The 14,547-nt window shown below is 75.4% G+C and carries 13 protein-coding genes; 12 read left to right on the top strand and 1 reads right to left on the bottom strand.

All coding sequences use genetic code 11. The features are described from left to right. Positions 1-56 precede the first annotated feature (56 nt). Together hisG and ACT17Q_RS08485 are read left to right on the top strand one after the other, a co-directional pair. Positions 57-905, top strand: a complete 849-nt coding sequence (gene hisG, locus ACT17Q_RS08490) for an ATP phosphoribosyltransferase (RefSeq protein WP_444661855.1) — start codon at positions 57-59, stop codon at positions 903-905. Continuing rightward, positions 905-1,330, top strand: coding sequence for a PH domain-containing protein (locus tag ACT17Q_RS08485; RefSeq protein WP_369826293.1), 426 nt, complete (start codon positions 905-907; stop codon positions 1,328-1,330). Before hisG ends, ACT17Q_RS08485 begins: the two co-directional genes overlap by 1 nt. A 20-nt stretch (positions 1,331-1,350) precedes the next feature. On the opposite strand, the gene ACT17Q_RS08480 is transcribed toward ACT17Q_RS08485, so the two are convergent. Continuing rightward, positions 1,351-2,487: a DUF3866 family protein gene (locus ACT17Q_RS08480; protein ID WP_444661852.1), complete on the bottom strand. Its 1,137-nt coding sequence runs from the start codon at positions 2,485-2,487 to the stop codon at positions 1,351-1,353. Positions 2,488-2,522: 35 nt separating this feature from the next. Here ACT17Q_RS08480 and ACT17Q_RS08475 point away from each other — a divergent pair, with 35 nt between their 5' ends. The 10 genes from ACT17Q_RS08475 to ACT17Q_RS08430 all read left to right on the top strand — a co-directional run bounded on the left by ACT17Q_RS08475 (position 2,523) and on the right by ACT17Q_RS08430 (position 14,504). Beyond that, positions 2,523-3,545 (top strand): helix-turn-helix transcriptional regulator, encoded by a 1,023-nt coding sequence (locus tag ACT17Q_RS08475; protein WP_094180003.1) that lies wholly within the window; start codon positions 2,523-2,525, stop codon positions 3,543-3,545. Next, positions 3,538-4,539, top strand: a complete 1,002-nt coding sequence (locus ACT17Q_RS08470; protein WP_444661849.1) for a helix-turn-helix transcriptional regulator — start codon at positions 3,538-3,540, stop codon at positions 4,537-4,539. Before ACT17Q_RS08475 ends, ACT17Q_RS08470 begins: the two co-directional genes overlap by 8 nt. Position 4,540: 1 nt before the next feature. Further along, entirely contained in the window at positions 4,541-4,867 is a 327-nt protein-coding gene (locus tag ACT17Q_RS08465) for a hypothetical protein (protein ID WP_094180005.1), read from the top strand. 87 nt (positions 4,868-4,954) lie between these two features. Further along, positions 4,955-5,281 carry a Sec-independent protein translocase subunit TatA gene (tatA, locus tag ACT17Q_RS08460; RefSeq protein WP_444661847.1) on the top strand — a complete coding sequence of 109 codons (327 nt, stop codon included), beginning with the start codon at positions 4,955-4,957 and terminating at the stop codon, positions 5,279-5,281. 46 nt (positions 5,282-5,327) lie between these two features. Continuing rightward, a complete protein-coding gene (gene tatC / locus ACT17Q_RS08455) occupies positions 5,328-6,113 on the top strand; it encodes a twin-arginine translocase subunit TatC (RefSeq protein WP_094180007.1) in 786 nt (261 codons plus the stop codon). Beyond that, positions 6,110-7,027, top strand: coding sequence for a diacylglycerol/lipid kinase family protein (locus ACT17Q_RS08450; protein ID WP_444661845.1), 918 nt, complete (start codon positions 6,110-6,112; stop codon positions 7,025-7,027). Before tatC ends, ACT17Q_RS08450 begins: the two co-directional genes overlap by 4 nt. Before the next feature lie 29 nt (positions 7,028-7,056). Further along, the gene (locus ACT17Q_RS08445; protein ID WP_444661843.1) at positions 7,057-9,966 is read left to right on the top strand and encodes a DEAD/DEAH box helicase; all 2,910 of its coding nucleotides are present in this window, start codon (positions 7,057-7,059) and stop codon (positions 9,964-9,966) included. Between the two features lie 28 nt (positions 9,967-9,994). Next, entirely contained in the window at positions 9,995-11,611 is a 1,617-nt protein-coding gene (locus ACT17Q_RS08440) for an amidohydrolase (RefSeq protein WP_444661841.1), read from the top strand. Positions 11,612-12,147: 536 nt separating this feature from the next. Continuing rightward, positions 12,148-13,716 (top strand): apolipoprotein N-acyltransferase, encoded by a 1,569-nt coding sequence (lnt, locus tag ACT17Q_RS08435; RefSeq protein WP_444661839.1) that lies wholly within the window; start codon positions 12,148-12,150, stop codon positions 13,714-13,716. Further along, positions 13,713-14,504 (top strand): polyprenol monophosphomannose synthase, encoded by a 792-nt coding sequence (locus tag ACT17Q_RS08430; protein ID WP_444661837.1) that lies wholly within the window; start codon positions 13,713-13,715, stop codon positions 14,502-14,504. The genes lnt and ACT17Q_RS08430 overlap by 4 nt, the downstream gene beginning before the upstream one ends. Positions 14,505-14,547: the final 43 nt, after the last annotated feature.

The raw sequence follows: 14,547 nt of genomic DNA, 5'->3' as shown, positions 1-14,547 counted from the left end.
CCGTCGTCGTCCTGAGCCGTCGTCCTGAGCCGTCGTCCTGAGCCGAAGGAACCCCCGTGCTGCGCATCGCCGTCCCCAACAAGGGCTCGCTGTCCGAGCCCGCCGTCGAGATGCTGCGCGAGGCGGGCTACCGCCAGCGCCGCGACTCGCGCGAGCTCGTCCTGCCCGACCCGGACAACGACGTCGAGTTCTTCTTCCTGCGCCCGCGGGACATCGCGGTGTACGTGGGCGCAGGGACGGTCGACGTCGGCATCACCGGCCGCGACCTGCTGCTGGACTCCGAGTCGGCGGCGGTCGAGCACCTCGGGCTCGGCTTCGCGCGCTCGACGTTCCGGTTCGCGACGACCGCGGGCGCGATGAGCGACATCGCGCAGATCGCGGGCAAGCGCGTCGCCACCTCGTACCCGGTGCTCGTGCGCAGCACGCTCGCGCAGCGCGATGTCACCCCGAGCGGCGTCGTGCGGCTGGACGGCGCGGTGGAGAGCGCGATCCGCCTGGGCGTCGCGGACGTCATCGCGGACGTCGTCGAGACCGGCTCGACCCTGCGTGCCGCGGGGCTCGAGGTGTTCGGTGAGGCGCTGCTGCACTCCGAGGCCGTGCTCGTGCGCCGCTCGGACGTCGAGGCTCCCGCGGGGCTCGAGGTCCTCACGCGGCGGCTGCAGGGCGTGCTGACCGCGCGCCAGTACGTGCTCATGGACTACGACTGCCCGATCGACCTCGTCGACCAGGCCGTCGCGATCACGCCGGGCCTCGAGTCCCCGACCGTCGCCCCGCTGCACAACCGCGAGTGGGCGGCCGTGCGCGCGATGGTCCGACGCGACCAGACCAACCGCGTCATGGACCAGCTCTACGACCTGGGCGCGCGCGCGATCCTCGTCACGTCGATCCACGCCTGCAGGCTCTAGTGGACCTGACCCCGTTCCGGCCCCGGCTCGCGCGCACCGCGTCGCTGGTGCTCGCGGGAGTCGTCGTGACCGCGACGGTCGTACTCGTCGTCCTCATGCCCGGGCTGACGTCCCTCGACGTCGCGAGCTTCGCGGTGTTCGCGCTCGCGATCGTGTGGTTCTGCTGGCGCCAGGCGTCGGTCCGCGCGGTGCCCGACGAGGACGGCCTCACGGTCCGCAACCTGCTCGTCACCACGCGGCTCACGTGGGCGCAGGTCGTCGCCGTGCGGTTCGGGGACAGTCCCTGGGTCCAGCTCGACCTGGCGGACGGCGACACGCTCGCGGTGATGGGCATCCAGCGCGCGGACGGGGAGCTCGCGCGGGCGCAGGCGCGCCGCCTGGCGACCCTCGTCGCGGCGAGGACCCGCACCGACCGGGACGACTGAGCGCCGCCGCCCCGCGGCGGTCACACGAGCGTCGCCGCGTGCACGCCCGCGGCACCCGCCGCGAGGAACGCCGCGGGGTCCTGGTCGAGCCCGCGGCCCATGGTCGACAGTCGCACGGGCGACGTGGCGAGCGCGCGACGCAGCGCGTCACCCGCCTCGACCTCCACCAGACGGTGCCGCCCGGCGGGAGCGACGAGGGACGCGGCCTGCTCGCGCACGCGCGCGCCCAGCGGGCCGAGCGCCTCGTCGTCCGGGTCGAGGAGCGGTACGACGACGTCCGCGGGGCACAGGGCGACCCGGCCGTACGCGGTCAGCGAGTGGTGGGAGATCCCGAGGTGCCGCTCGCGCGGGTCCGCGCCCGACACGCGCAGCGACGCGACGGGACGGCCGCCGAGCACCGCGGCCGCGTTGACCGCCTCGCCCGCGGCGACGCCCGAGAAGCCCCACCGTGTGCCGGTGCCGAGGTTGCCGGGGCCCTGCACGACGACGGCGAGGTCCGCCCCGGCCACGTGGCGCGCGGCGAGGAGCGCGGTGTGCACGGACACGGCCTCGAGGTCGCCGCCGAAGGCCTGCCCGGCGGTGATGCACGTCGAGACCCAGCCGGCGTCGCGCAGCGCCGCCACCGCGCGCGAGAACCACGCGGGCAGCGCACCGCCGTCGGTCATGACGTACGCGACGCGCGGCGTCGGGCGGCCCAGCCGCGCGGCCTCGAGCCGGACGCCCGCGACGATCGCGGGCAGCGCCGAGTGCAGGTCCGCGACGACGACGGGCAGACCCTCGAGGTCGTCGGCGTCACGCATCGTGTCGTGGTGCTCGGACTCCTGGTCGTCGACCCCGAGCACCATCGCCTGCAGCGGCGTGTAGCGGGCCTTGACCAGGTGGCCGGCGGACGGTGCCGGCTCCACCGGCTGGCCGTCGGCGGGCGCGATGACCAGGGCGTACCCGCCCGTCCCGAGCCCGCGCGCGAGGGCCGAGACGTTGAGCCACACGCGCCGGCCCGGGGCGATCTCGCCGACGAGCGCGGGGTAGGCGAGGGCCTTGACCCGCGCGGGCAGCGTCGGGTCCGCCCACGGTTGGTCCAGGGCGACGCTCAGCTCGGTGGCCCCCTGCCACGACGTACCGACCTGCTCGACGACACCGACGCGCCACGTGATCACGTCCGCAACGCTACCGGCCACTACGGTTGGACCCGATGCCCAGTCCGATCGACCCCGCCGAGCGCCTGCTCAACCTCCTCATCGCCCTCGTGAACTCGCGCGGACGCATGACGAAGGAGCAGGTGCGTGCCTCCGTCGCCGGCTACGCCGACGCACCGTCCGACGACGCCTTCGAGCGGATGTTCGAGCGGGACAAGGACACGCTGCGCGAGCTGGGGATCCCGCTCGTCACCGTCACGGACGCGGGGCACGGGGACGACATCGGCTACCGGATCGACCTGGAGGCGTACGCGCTCCCGCCGATCGACCTCACGGCGGCCGAGCTCGGCGTGCTCACGCTGGCCGCGCAGACGTGGCAGGACCGCACCATGCGGGGCGACACGTCGCGCGCGCTGACCAAGCTGCGCGCCGTGGGGCAGGGCCCCGGTGCGACCGACCTGGTCGCGGGGCTGGCGCCGCGCGTGCGCTCGGGCGGGAGCGTGTTCGCCCCGCTGCTGGACGCCGCGCAGGCGCGGCAGGTGGTGCGCCTCACGTACCGCGCGGCGAGCACGGGCGAGGTGCGCGAGCGTCGCGTCGAGCCCTGGCAGCTCGTGGCGCGCCGGGGTGGCTGGGTGCTCGTCGGGTGGGACCAGGACCGGCAGGCGCCGCGCTCGTTCCGGCTGAGCCGCATCGAGGGCTCGGTCCGCGTGACGGGCGAGCCCGGCGCGTTCCCGCCGCCCGACCCGGACCTCGTCGACCGGGCGCTGGCCGCCTGGCGGGCCGGGCCGTCGCGGGTCGCGACGCTCGCCGTGCTGCCGGAGCGGGCCGAGGCGACGCGTGTGCGCGCGGTCGACGCCCCCGCGGGTGCCGTCGACTGGTCCGCCGACCCGCAGGTGGCGCCCGTGCTGGTGGGCCGCGACGTCGTGCACGTCGAGTACCGCAACGCGTGGGAGCTGGCCGAGGAGCTCGTCGGGTACGGCGACGCGGTGCTTGTGATCGACCCGCCGGAGGTGCGCGGGCACGTGCTCAGCCTGCTGCGCCGCGCGGCCGAGCTCGCCCCGGAGGTGACCCGTGGCTGAGCGCGCGAGCGACCGCGTCGTGCGGCTCCTGGGCATGATCGCGTTCCTCGACCGTCACGAGGGCGCGTCGGTCGACGAGCTCGCACGGCAGTTCGGCGTGTCGAACCAGCAGGTCATGGCGGACGTCGACACGCTGTGGGTGAGCGGGACGCCCGGCTACCTGCCGTACGACCTCATCGACTTCGACTTCTCGTCCTACCAGCGCGGCGTGGTGCGGCTCACCGAGTCCCGGGGCATGACGCGTCCTCTGCGGCTGTCCGCGCGCGAGGGCGTCGCCCTCGTCGCGGCGCTCCGCGCGCTCGACGCCGGGCTCGGCGGCGCGCTGGACGACGAGCGCGCGCAGGTGGTGCGCTCCGCGCTCGCCAAGCTCACCGCCGCCGTGGGCGACGCCGCCGGCACGGTCGACGTGTCCCTCACGCTCGCCGCCGCGCCCGCGGTGGCGTCCGCGCTCGCGACCGCGCTGCGCGAGGGCCGTCGGCTGCACGTGCGCTACGTCAACGCGGCCGACGTCGCCTCGGAGCGCGAGGTCGACCCGATCCGCCTGGTGACCGACACGGACCGCTCGTACCTGCTCGGCTGGTGCCACGCGGTCGAGGGCGAGCGCCTCTTCCGCGTGGACCGCATCCTGTCCGCGCGGGTCCTCGACGTGCCCGCCGAGCAGCACCCCGTGCCGCCGGGCGGGGGAGAGTTCGTCCCGGGCGACGACGGCGCGCTCGTGACGCTGCACCTCACCAGCCACGGCCGGTGGGTCGCCGAGAGCACGCCCGTGCAGGAGGTGCGCAATCTCCCGGACGGCTCGTTCGAGATCGACCTGCGCATCGTGAGCCCCGCGTGGTTGCGGCACCTGGTGCTGCAGGCCGCCGACGACGTCCTCGACGTGCGTCCGGCGTCGGTCGCCGCCGACGTGGCGCAGGTCGCGCGGGCGGCGCTCGCCGCGTACGGCCCGCTCGCGGACCTGCCGGCGGACGCCCTGGTGCACGACGGGGGTGCCTGACGTGTGGTTCGCGCTGTGGTCGGTGCTCGTCGTCGGGACTCTCGTAGGCGCGTTCCTGCTGGCGCGGCGCCTGTGGCGCTCGCTCGTGTCGCTCGGTCGCGAGCTCGCGCGGGCCGGCGAGGTGACGTCCGAGCTCGCGGACCGGGCGGCCGAGCTGGCCGACCTCGCCGCGCAGCGGCGCGCGAGCACGGACCCGACGCTGTTCGCGGACCGCGACGAGCTGCGTGACGCCGTGCGCGGGCTGCGCCGGGAGCGTGCGCACCGGCGCGAGGAGCGGGCACGTCGGCACGCCGAGGTCGCGCGGGGCTGGCGCACGTACTGGACCTGATCCCGACGGGACCTGATCCGGCTCGACCTGATCCCGGCGCGGCGGCGGTTAGGATCGCCTGGTCGCATCGTCCGTCGAGGGGCTGTCATGGGTAGGAATGCACTGCAGGGCTGGCACATCGTCGTCCTGGTCGTGGTGATCCTGCTCCTGTTCGGGGCGAAGCGACTGCCCGACCTGGCGAAGAGCGTCGGCCAGTCGATGAAGATCTTCAAGCGCGAGATGAAGGACCTCACGACGGACGCCCCGGCGCCGGTTCCCCCCGCCTCGCCGTCGACCGCCCCGGCGGCGCCGCCCGTCACGCAGGCGGAACCGCCCGTCGGTCAGCCGCCGGTACAGCCGCACGTGGCACCCGAGCCGTCCGCCCCGGCGCCGCAGGACCGGCCGGGCGAGAGCGGCCCGAGCACGTCCGCCTGAGAGCCGCGTGTCCACCGATCGCCGCGGTTCCGCCCCCGGCGGGCGGATGCCGCTGCGCCAGCACCTGCTGGAGCTGCGTCGTCGGCTGTTCTTCGCCGCGCTCGGCCTCGTCGTCGGCGCGGTCGCGGGCTGGTTCCTCTACGACCCGGTGCTCAGCCTGCTCCAGCAGCCGCTGCGGGACGTCGCGCAGGAGCGCGACTCGGTCGTCGCGCTGAACTTCGCGGGCGTCGCGACGTCGTTCGACATGAAGATCAAGGTCTCGCTGTTCCTCGGCGTGTTCGTCTCCAGCCCGTGGTGGCTGTACCAGCTGTGGGCGTTCGTGACGCCCGGCCTCACGCGCAAGGAGCGGCACTACGCGGTCGGCTTCCTCGCCGCCGCCGTCCCACTGTTCCTCGCGGGCGCGGCGCTCGCGTTCTGGGCCCTGCCCAACGCGGTGCGGCTGCTGACGGAGTTCACCCCGGACGACGCGACCAACCTCATCGACGCGCAGACGTACCTCAGCTTCGTCATGCGGCTGCTGCTCGCGTTCGGTCTCGCGTTCCTGCTGCCGGTCCTCATGGTCGCGCTCAACTTCGCCGGCATCGGGCGCGCCGCGACGTGGCGCCGCGGGTGGCGGTGGGCGGTCGTCGTCGCGTTCACGTTCGCGGCCGTCATGACGCCGACGCCCGACGCGCTCACGATGATCGCGGTCGCGCTGCCGATCTGCGCGCTGTACTTCGTCGCCCTCGGCGTCTGCACGCTGCACGACCGCCGCGTCGACCGCAGGCGCGTCGCGCAGGGCCTGCCGACGCTCGACGGGACGCTCCCGTCCGGACCGGGGTCGCCCGCGTGACCGCCCGGGTCGGGCTGGTCGTCAACCCGACCGCGGGCAAGGGACGGGGCGCCACGGCCGGACGGGAGGCGCACGCGCGTCTGCGCGCGCTCGGGCTGGACGTGGCGGACCTCTCGGCACCGACGCTCGCGCAGGCGACGGACCGGGCGCGCGCGGCCGCGGTCGCGGGTCTCGACGCGGTCGTCGTCGTGGGGGGTGACGGCATGGTGCACCTCGGCGCGAACGTCGTCGCGGGGACGGACGTCCCGCTCGGCATCGTCGCGGCCGGCACCGGCAACGACGTCGCGCGCACCCTCGGGCTGCCACGCGCGGACGTCGCCGCGTCGGTCGAGGCGATCGGCCGCGCGCTGCGGGGCACCCCGCGGTGCGTCGACGCGGTGCGCGTCGGACCGCCGGGCACGTCGGCGCGCGAGTGGTACGTCGGCGTGCTGTCGTGCGGCCTGGACGCCGCGGTGAACGCACGCGCGAACGGGTACACGTGGCCGCGCGGGGAGAGCCGGTACGTGCGCGCGCTCCTCGCGGAGGTCGGCCGGTACCGGCCGTTCGGCTACCGCGTGACGTACGACGGCCAGGTGTGGGAGTCGGGCAGCCCCGTCGTCGCGGTCGCGAACTGCGGGTGGTTCGGCGGCGGCGTGCGGATCGCCCCCGACGCGCGCGTCGACGACGGCCTGCTCGACGTCGTGGTCGCCGGACCGCTCGCGCGCCCGGGCGTCCTGCGGGTCCTGCCGTCGGTCTACCGCGGCACGCACCTCGCGCACCCGGCCGTGCAGGTCCTGCGCGCGCGCAGCGTGCTGGTCCAGCCCGTGGCCGCGCTCGGGGCGCCGCCGCCGCCGGCGTTCGCGGACGGCGAGCGCGTCGGACCGCTCCCGCTGCAGCTCGACGTGGTCCCCGGCGCGCTGCGGGTGCTCGCCTGAGGGCGTGCCGCAGTGCCTAGGGTGGTGGCGTGCCCTCCCGTTCCCGTCACCGCAGGCAGAGCGTCGCGGACGCCGGCGCGTCCGCCCCGGCCCCGACGTCCGCACCGCGCGAGCCCGATGAGCCGTCGCCCGCCGAGCGCTACGCGGCGTCGCGCCGTCGCGCGCACGACGAGGCGAGCGAGCTCGCGCAGTTCCGCGAGCTGATCGGCTTCCAGCTGGACGACTTCCAGCTCGAGTCGTGCCGTGCGCTCGAGCGCGGCAGCGGTGTGCTGGTGGCCGCGCCGACCGGTGCGGGCAAGACCGTCGTCGGGGAGTTCGCCGTCCACCTCGCGCTGCGCGCGGGCCGCAAGGCGTTCTACACGACGCCTATCAAGGCGCTGTCGAACCAGAAGTACAACGACCTGGTCCGCCGCTACGGCCCGGACCGGGTGGGCCTGCTGACGGGTGACACCACGATCAACTCCGAGGCGCCGGTCGTCGTCATGACCACCGAGGTGCTCCGCAACATGCTGTACGCGGGCTCCGCGACGCTCGTCGGGCTCGGGTTCGTCGTGATGGACGAGGTGCACTACCTCGCCGACCGGTTCCGCGGACCGGTCTGGGAGGAGGTCATCATCCACCTGCCCGACGACGTGCAGCTCGTCTCGCTCTCCGCGACGGTGTCCAACGCGGAGGAGTTCGGCGACTGGCTCGCGATGGTGCGCGGCGACACCGCCGTGGTGGTGAGCGAGCACCGGCCGGTGCCCCTCGGCCAGCACGTGCTGGTACGCGACGAGCTGCTCGAGCTGTACGCCGGGCACGTGGACCCGACGGACCCGGGCGTGGACCCCCCGATCAACCCGGACCTGCGGCGCCTGCTGTCCACCCGGTCGCCCGACGAGCGCCGCGGTCCGGGGGACCGCGGCTACCGGGGGCGTGGCGGGCACCGACCGGGCGGCGGGCGGCCCGCCGGCGTGGGCGTACGGCCCGTGCCGCGGTTCGCGATGGTCGACCTGCTCGACCGTGAGGGGCTGCTGCCCGCGATCGTGTTCATCTTCTCCCGCGCCGGGTGCGAGGCGGCGGTGCAGCAGTGCCTCGCGGCGGGTGTGCGGCTGACGACACCGGCCGAGCAGGCCGAGATCCGGCAGGTGGTCGAGGAGCGCTGCGCGGCCGTGCCTCCGGAGGACCTCGACGTCCTGGGCTACTGGCAGCTCGCCGACGCGCTCAGCCGCGGCGTCGCGGCGCACCACGCGGGCATGCTGCCGCTGTTCAAGGAGACCGTCGAGGAGCTGTTCTCGCGCGGGCTGGTGAAGGTCGTGTTCGCGACGGAGACGCTGGCGCTCGGCATCAACATGCCGGCGCGGTCCGTCGTGCTCGAGAAGCTCGTCAAGTGGGACGGCTCGCGGCACGTCGACATCACGCCGGGGGAGTACACGCAGCTCACGGGTCGTGCGGGACGTCGCGGCATCGACGTCGAGGGGCACGCGGTCGTCGTGGCCCATCAGGGGCTGGACCCCGTGCAGCTCGCGGGTCTCGCGTCCAAGCGTCTGTACCCGCTGCGCTCCAGCTTCCGGCCCACGTACAACATGGCCGTCAACCTCGTCGCGCAGGTCGGCCGGGAACGGGCGCGCGAGGTGCTCGAGACGTCCTTCGCGCAGTTCCAGGCGGACCGCGGGGTCGTCGGCCTCGCGCGGCAGGCGCAGGCGCACACCGAGGCGCTCGAGGGGTACGCCGAGGCGATGCGGTGCCACCTCGGGGACTTCGCCGAGTACGCCGCGCTGCGCCGGGAGATCTCGCGTGCGGAGAAGGACGCCACCCGCCAGGAGACGGGGGCACGGCGGGCACGCGCGGTCGCGTCGCTCGAGGGTCTGCGGCCCGGCGACGTGCTGGAGGTGCCCACCGGACGGCGCAGCGGGTTCGTCGTGGTCGTCGACCCCGGCCGCGCCGGCGGGTTCGACGGGCCACGCCCGACCGTCCTGACGACGGACCGGCAGGTGCAACGGCTCACGGCGGCCGACGTGGGTGGGGGCGCGCGCACCGTCGGCCACGTGCGCGTGCCGCGCGACCTCAACGTGCGCGTGCCTGCCGCGCGCCGGGACCTCGCCGCCCGGCTGCGTGCCGCGGTCGAGGACGTCGCGCCCCAGCGCGCGGCCCGCACCCGCCGCCCGTCCCCGGCCCAGGAGGACGCGCACGTGGCCGAGCTGCGACGACGGCTGCGCGCGCACCCGTGCCACGCGTGCCCCGACCGCGAGGACCACGCGCGGTGGGCCGAGCGGTGGTCCCGGCTCTCGTCCGAGCACGACGCGCTCGTCGGGCGGATCCAGGGCCGCACCGGCTCGATCTCGGCGGTCTTCGACCGCACGTGCGACGTGCTCGTGACGCTCGGCTACCTCGAGCCGGCCGACGACCCCGCGCAGGGCCCGTCGGGCGCGGCCCGGCGCGGGCTGGCGGTCACGGCCGACGGTCGCTGGCTGCGTCGCCTGTACGCCGAGAACGACCTGCTGCTCGCCGAGTGCCTGCGTCGAGGCGTGTGGGACGAACTCGACCCGCCCGCCCTCGCGGCGGCGGTCTCGACGATCGTGTACCGCTCGCGCCGCGACGAGGACGCCGAGCCGCGCGTCCCCGGCGGCCCGCGGTCGCGCCTGGGTGTCGCGCTCGAGGGCACCGTGCGGGCGTGGTCCGAGCTCGACGACCTCGAGACGGCACACCGGCTGGAGACCATCCAGCCGCTCGACATGGGTCTCGTCGAGGCCGTCCACCGGTGGGCGGCCGGCCGCAGCCTCGACGCGGTGCTGCGGGGCGGGGACCTGACGGCCGGAGACTTCGTGCGGTGGTGCAAGCAGGTGATCGACGTGCTCGACCAGCTCTCGCAGGCCGCCCCGCACGCGCGGCTGCGGGCGACCGCCGACCGTGCGGTGGACGCGTTGCGCCGCGGGGTGGTCGCCTACTCGTCGGTGTGACGCCCCCGGCGTGCCCTATCGTGCGCGTGTGAGCTCCACCCTCTACCGCGGCGGCGTCGTGCACTCGCCCGCCGACCCGTTCGCCGAGGCCGTGCTCGTCGAGGACGGCACCGTCGCGTGGCTCGGGGCCGACGACACCGCCGCCGGTTTCGCGTCCCGCGCCGACGAGGTCGTCGACCTCGACGGCGCGCTCGTCACGCCCGGCTTCGTGGACGCGCACGTCCACGTGCTCGAGACCGGTCTCGCGCTCGAGTCCGTCGACCTGAGCGGCACGCGCTCGCTCGACGAGGCCCTCGACGCGCTGCGCCGCGCGGCGGACGCGCACGACGACCGCGACGAGGTGCTGCTGGGCTTCGGGTGGGACGAGACCGCCTGGGCGGAGGGCCGCGCGCCGACCGCTGCGGAGGTCGACGCCGCCGCCGGCGGTCGTGCGGTGTACCTCGGGCGCGCCGACCTGCACAGCGCGGTGGTCTCCACCGGGCTCGCGCGGCGGCTTGCGCTCGACACGCTCCCGGGCTGGTCCGCCGACGGTCGCGTGGAGGGCGAGGCCCACCACGTGGCCCGCGACGCCGCGCGCGACGTGGACCCGGCGCGCCGCACGCGCCTGTACCGACGTGCGCTGACGGAGGCCGCCGCGCGCGGCGTCGTGTCGGTGCACGAGCACTCCGCGCCGCACATCGACACGCGCGCGGGGCTGGTCGAGCTCCTCGAGCTCACGCGTGACGCCGAGGGCGGGCTGCCGCACCTCGTCGGCTACCGCGGGGAGGCGTGCGTGACGGTCGACGACGCGCGCGAGCTGCTCGCCGCGATCCCGGGGCTCACCGGGATCGGGGGAGACCTCAACGTCGACGGCTCAATCGGGTCGCGGACCGCGGCGCTGCGCGCACCGTACGCGGACGCCCCGGGTGACGGCGTGCTGCACCTGACGGCCGAGCGCATCGCGAACCACATCACGGCCGCGTCCCGCGCGGGCGTGCAGGCGGGGTTCCACGTCATCGGGGACCGCGCGATGGACGAGCTCCTGATCGGGCTGCGCGCCGCGGTCGACGTCGACGGCCCGGCCGCGGTCGCGCGCACGGGTGTGCGGGTCGAGCACGCGGAGATGGTCGACGCGCCCACGCTCGCGGCGCTCGTGCTCCTGGGGGTGCGGCTGTCCGTCCAGCCCGCGTTCGACGCGTGGTGGGGCGGCGCGGACGGCATGTACGCCGCGCGTCTCGGGGCCGGCCGTGCGGCGGCCCTGAACCCGCTGGCGGACCTCGCGAGCGCGGGGGTGCCGCTCGCGTTCGGCTCGGACTCACCCGTGACGCCCGTCGACGGGTGGGCGGCGGTACGCGCCGCCGTGGAGCACCACGCGGTCGAGCAGCGGCTCTCGGCGCGCGCCGCGTTCCGCGCGGCGACCCGCGGGGGTTGGCGGCTCGCGGGGCACGACCAGGTGGGCGAGCTGCGGGTGGGCTCACCCGCGCACCTTGCGGTCTGGCGCGCCGAGCACCTCGCGGTGCAGGCGCCCGACGGGCGGCTGTCCGCGTGGAACCCGGACGCCCAGGCGGGCACGCCGCTGCTGCCGCTGCTGGGCGCGGACGAGGAGCCGCCCCGCTGCCTGCGTACGGTGCGCGACGGGGCGGTCCTGTACGACACGCTGGCCTGAGGCCAGCCGGGGCGTGTGTGCGGCGACCGGGTGAAACCGGGCTGCGCGGAGGGTGGAATCTCCCGGTCGGTCGGCGGCTGAGGGGGTCACCCGTTCGGCGTAGCACGCGGGTCGACCAGGGCGGGTGGCGCGACACGCGGGGCGACACGCCGGGCAACCTCCCCGGTCCACCCGAAATCCGGGCGTGCTGACCTGCGGCGAGTCCTCTGGCCTGCGCGGACGCCGGGGTTGACACCGTTCTCCAGCGCGGTAGTTTTCCGGTTGACCCGCCGACCAAGGGGATGCAGACGACGACGAGGTCCCGCCCTGGACGAGCCGACGACGCCCGTCCGGGGGACGCCTCTCGAGGCGGTTCGCTGGCTCCGACCGGGCCCGCGTGTTCAGTAGACAACGGTCATCGCGCCGCGGCGCACGACCGGTACGAAGGACACGCGGGCCGGTCGGTCGGCCGGCACGCAGGACGAGGGCGACGGGCGGCAGCGCACGCGGGCCCGACGTCCGTCGGGGCACCCGGTTCTCTCGCCTAGGCTGGCGCGGTGCCCGCCGCCGCCACCCCGCCGTCCCGCGTCTGGACGTTGCTGCTCGCCGTCGCCGGGGGGCTGCTCACGCGGGTCGCGTTCCCCGAGCCGGGCGTCTGGCCCGCCGCGTTCGGCGGCATCGCGTTGCTCTACCTCGCGCTGCGTCGCGACGGTGTCTGGTGGAACGCGCTCGTCGGTCTCGTTTGGGGCATGTCCTTCTACCCGGCGCTCATCACGTGGGCCGACGACGCGGTCGGTCCCGTGCCGTGGCTGGCGCTGTCGCTCGCGTGCGCGGCGTACGTGGCCGTGTTCGGCGCGGCCTGGACCTGGGCGCGCCGGGGCGAGGCCGTGTGGCGCAGCGTGTGGTGGCAGCTGCCCGTCTTCGTGGTCGTCTGGGTCGCGCTCGAGGAAGGCCTCGCCGCCTGGCCGTTCGGCGGCTTCCCGTGGGGCAGGCTCGCGTTCTCGCAGTCGGACTCGCCGCTCGTCGCGTTCGCCTCGCTCGGTGGCGTTCCCGCCCTCAGCGCGGTGACGGTCGGCGCGGGCGTGCTGCTCGGCATCAGCCTGAGCTCGCTGCGCCACGCCCGGCTCGTCCGGGCCGGCAGCGCGGGCCTGGCGGCGGTCCTGCTCGTCGTCCTGGGCGTCGCCATCCCGCTGCCGACCTCCGCGCAGAGCGGCGTGCTGCGCGTCGGCGCGGTGCAGGGGGACGTCCCGGGGCAGGGGCTCGATGCGTTCGGGCGGCGCGCGGTGGTGCTCGACAACCACGTGCGGGGGACCCACGCGCTGCTCGACCAGGTCGAGTCAGGGCAGCTCGACCTGGTGCTGTGGCCGGAGAACGGCACCGACATCGACCCGCAGGTCGACGAGGACGCCGCCGCAGCGATCGACGCCGCGGCGCGGGCCGTGGGTGCGCCCATGCTCGTCGGCACCGTCGAGTACCCGGACTCGGGCGGCCGCTACAACACCTCGGTCTTGTGGGAGCCCGGACAAGGTGTCGTCGCGTCCTACTCCAAGCAGCACCCGGCGCCGTTCGCCGAGTACATCCCGCTGCGGTCGGTGGCACGGATCTTCTCCGACGCCGTGGACCGCGTGACCCGCGACATGCTCCCGGGCACCCGGCCCGGCTTCGTCCCGCTCGAGTCCGAGCGCCTCGGGCGCACGGTCGGGATCGGTGACGTCATCTGCTTCGAGGTCGCGTACGACCCGCTCGTGCGGTCGGCGGTCCGCTCCGGCGGCGAGGTGCTTGTCGTGCAGACCAACAACGCGACGTTCGGCTGGTCCGACGAGTCGACCCAGCAGCTCGCGATGTCGCGCATCCGCGCCGTCGAGCACGGTCGGGCCACCGTGCAGATCTCCACGGTGGGTGTCAGCGCGGTCATCGAGCCCAACGGCGCGGTCACCCGGCGCACCGAGCTGTTCACGGCGGACCAGATGATCGCTAGCCTTCCGCTGCGCACGTCGCAGACCTGGGCGACGCGTCTGGGTGGGTGGCCGGCGTGGGTCATCGACGCCCTCGCGCTGGCCGCCGTGGTGTCCGGCGTCGTAGGAGCCGCGCGCCTGCGCGGCACGAACCGGGGGGAGCCCGCGTGAGTCCTCGAGTGCTCGTCGTCGTCCCGACGTACAACGAGAAGGAGTCGATCCCGGGCGCGCTCGCCCGGCTGCTGGAGCACGTGCCGGGCGCCGACGTGCTGGTGGTCGACGACGCGTCGCCCGACGGCACCGGTCCGCTCGTCGAGCAGATCGCGGCCGACGAGCGCGCGGCAGGCGTCGCGCGCACCGTCACGGTGCTGCACCGCTCCGGCAAGCAGGGGCTGGGCGCCGCGTACGTCGCGGGGTTCGGGTGGGCCCTCGAGCGCGACTACGACGTCGTGGTCGAGATGGACGCGGACGGCTCGCACCGCGCGCAGGACCTCCCCGCGTTGCTCGCCGCGGTCCCCGACGCGGACCTCGTGCTCGGGTCCCGCTGGGTGCCGGGTGGCGAGGTCGTCAACTGGCCGAAGAACCGCGAGGTGCTGTCCCGCGGCGCGAACACCTACACGCGCCTGCTGCTCGGTATCCCCGTGCACGACGCGACGGGTGGGTTCCGGGCCTACCGGGCGGACCTGCTGCGGGAGCTGCAGCTCGTGGACGTCGCATCGCGCGGCTACTGCTTCCAGATCGACATGACGCTGCGGTCGCTGCGCGCCGGGGCCCGCGTGGTGGAGGTGCCGATCACCTTCGTCGAGCGCGAGCTCGGCGCGTCCAAGATGAGCCGCGACATCGTCGTCGAGGCTCTGCTCAAGGTCACGGGGTGGGGGATGGCAGAACGCTCCCGCCAGGTGGCGGGAGCGTTCCGGAAGGTGACGGGCCGAGGCGTGGAGCACCCGGCGCGGCCCTGACGCGGTCGCGGTCGGCGGGGGAGGCCGGCGAACCAGGCGCTGG

Origin of the sequence: Cellulomonas sp. CW35, from assembly GCF_052378485.1 — a bacterium.
Taxonomy (GTDB): Bacteria; Actinomycetota; Actinomycetes; order Actinomycetales; family Cellulomonadaceae; genus Cellulomonas; species Cellulomonas uda.
The sequence above is the reverse complement of the archived record's forward strand: the minus strand, read 5'-3'. Positions and strand labels throughout refer to the sequence as shown.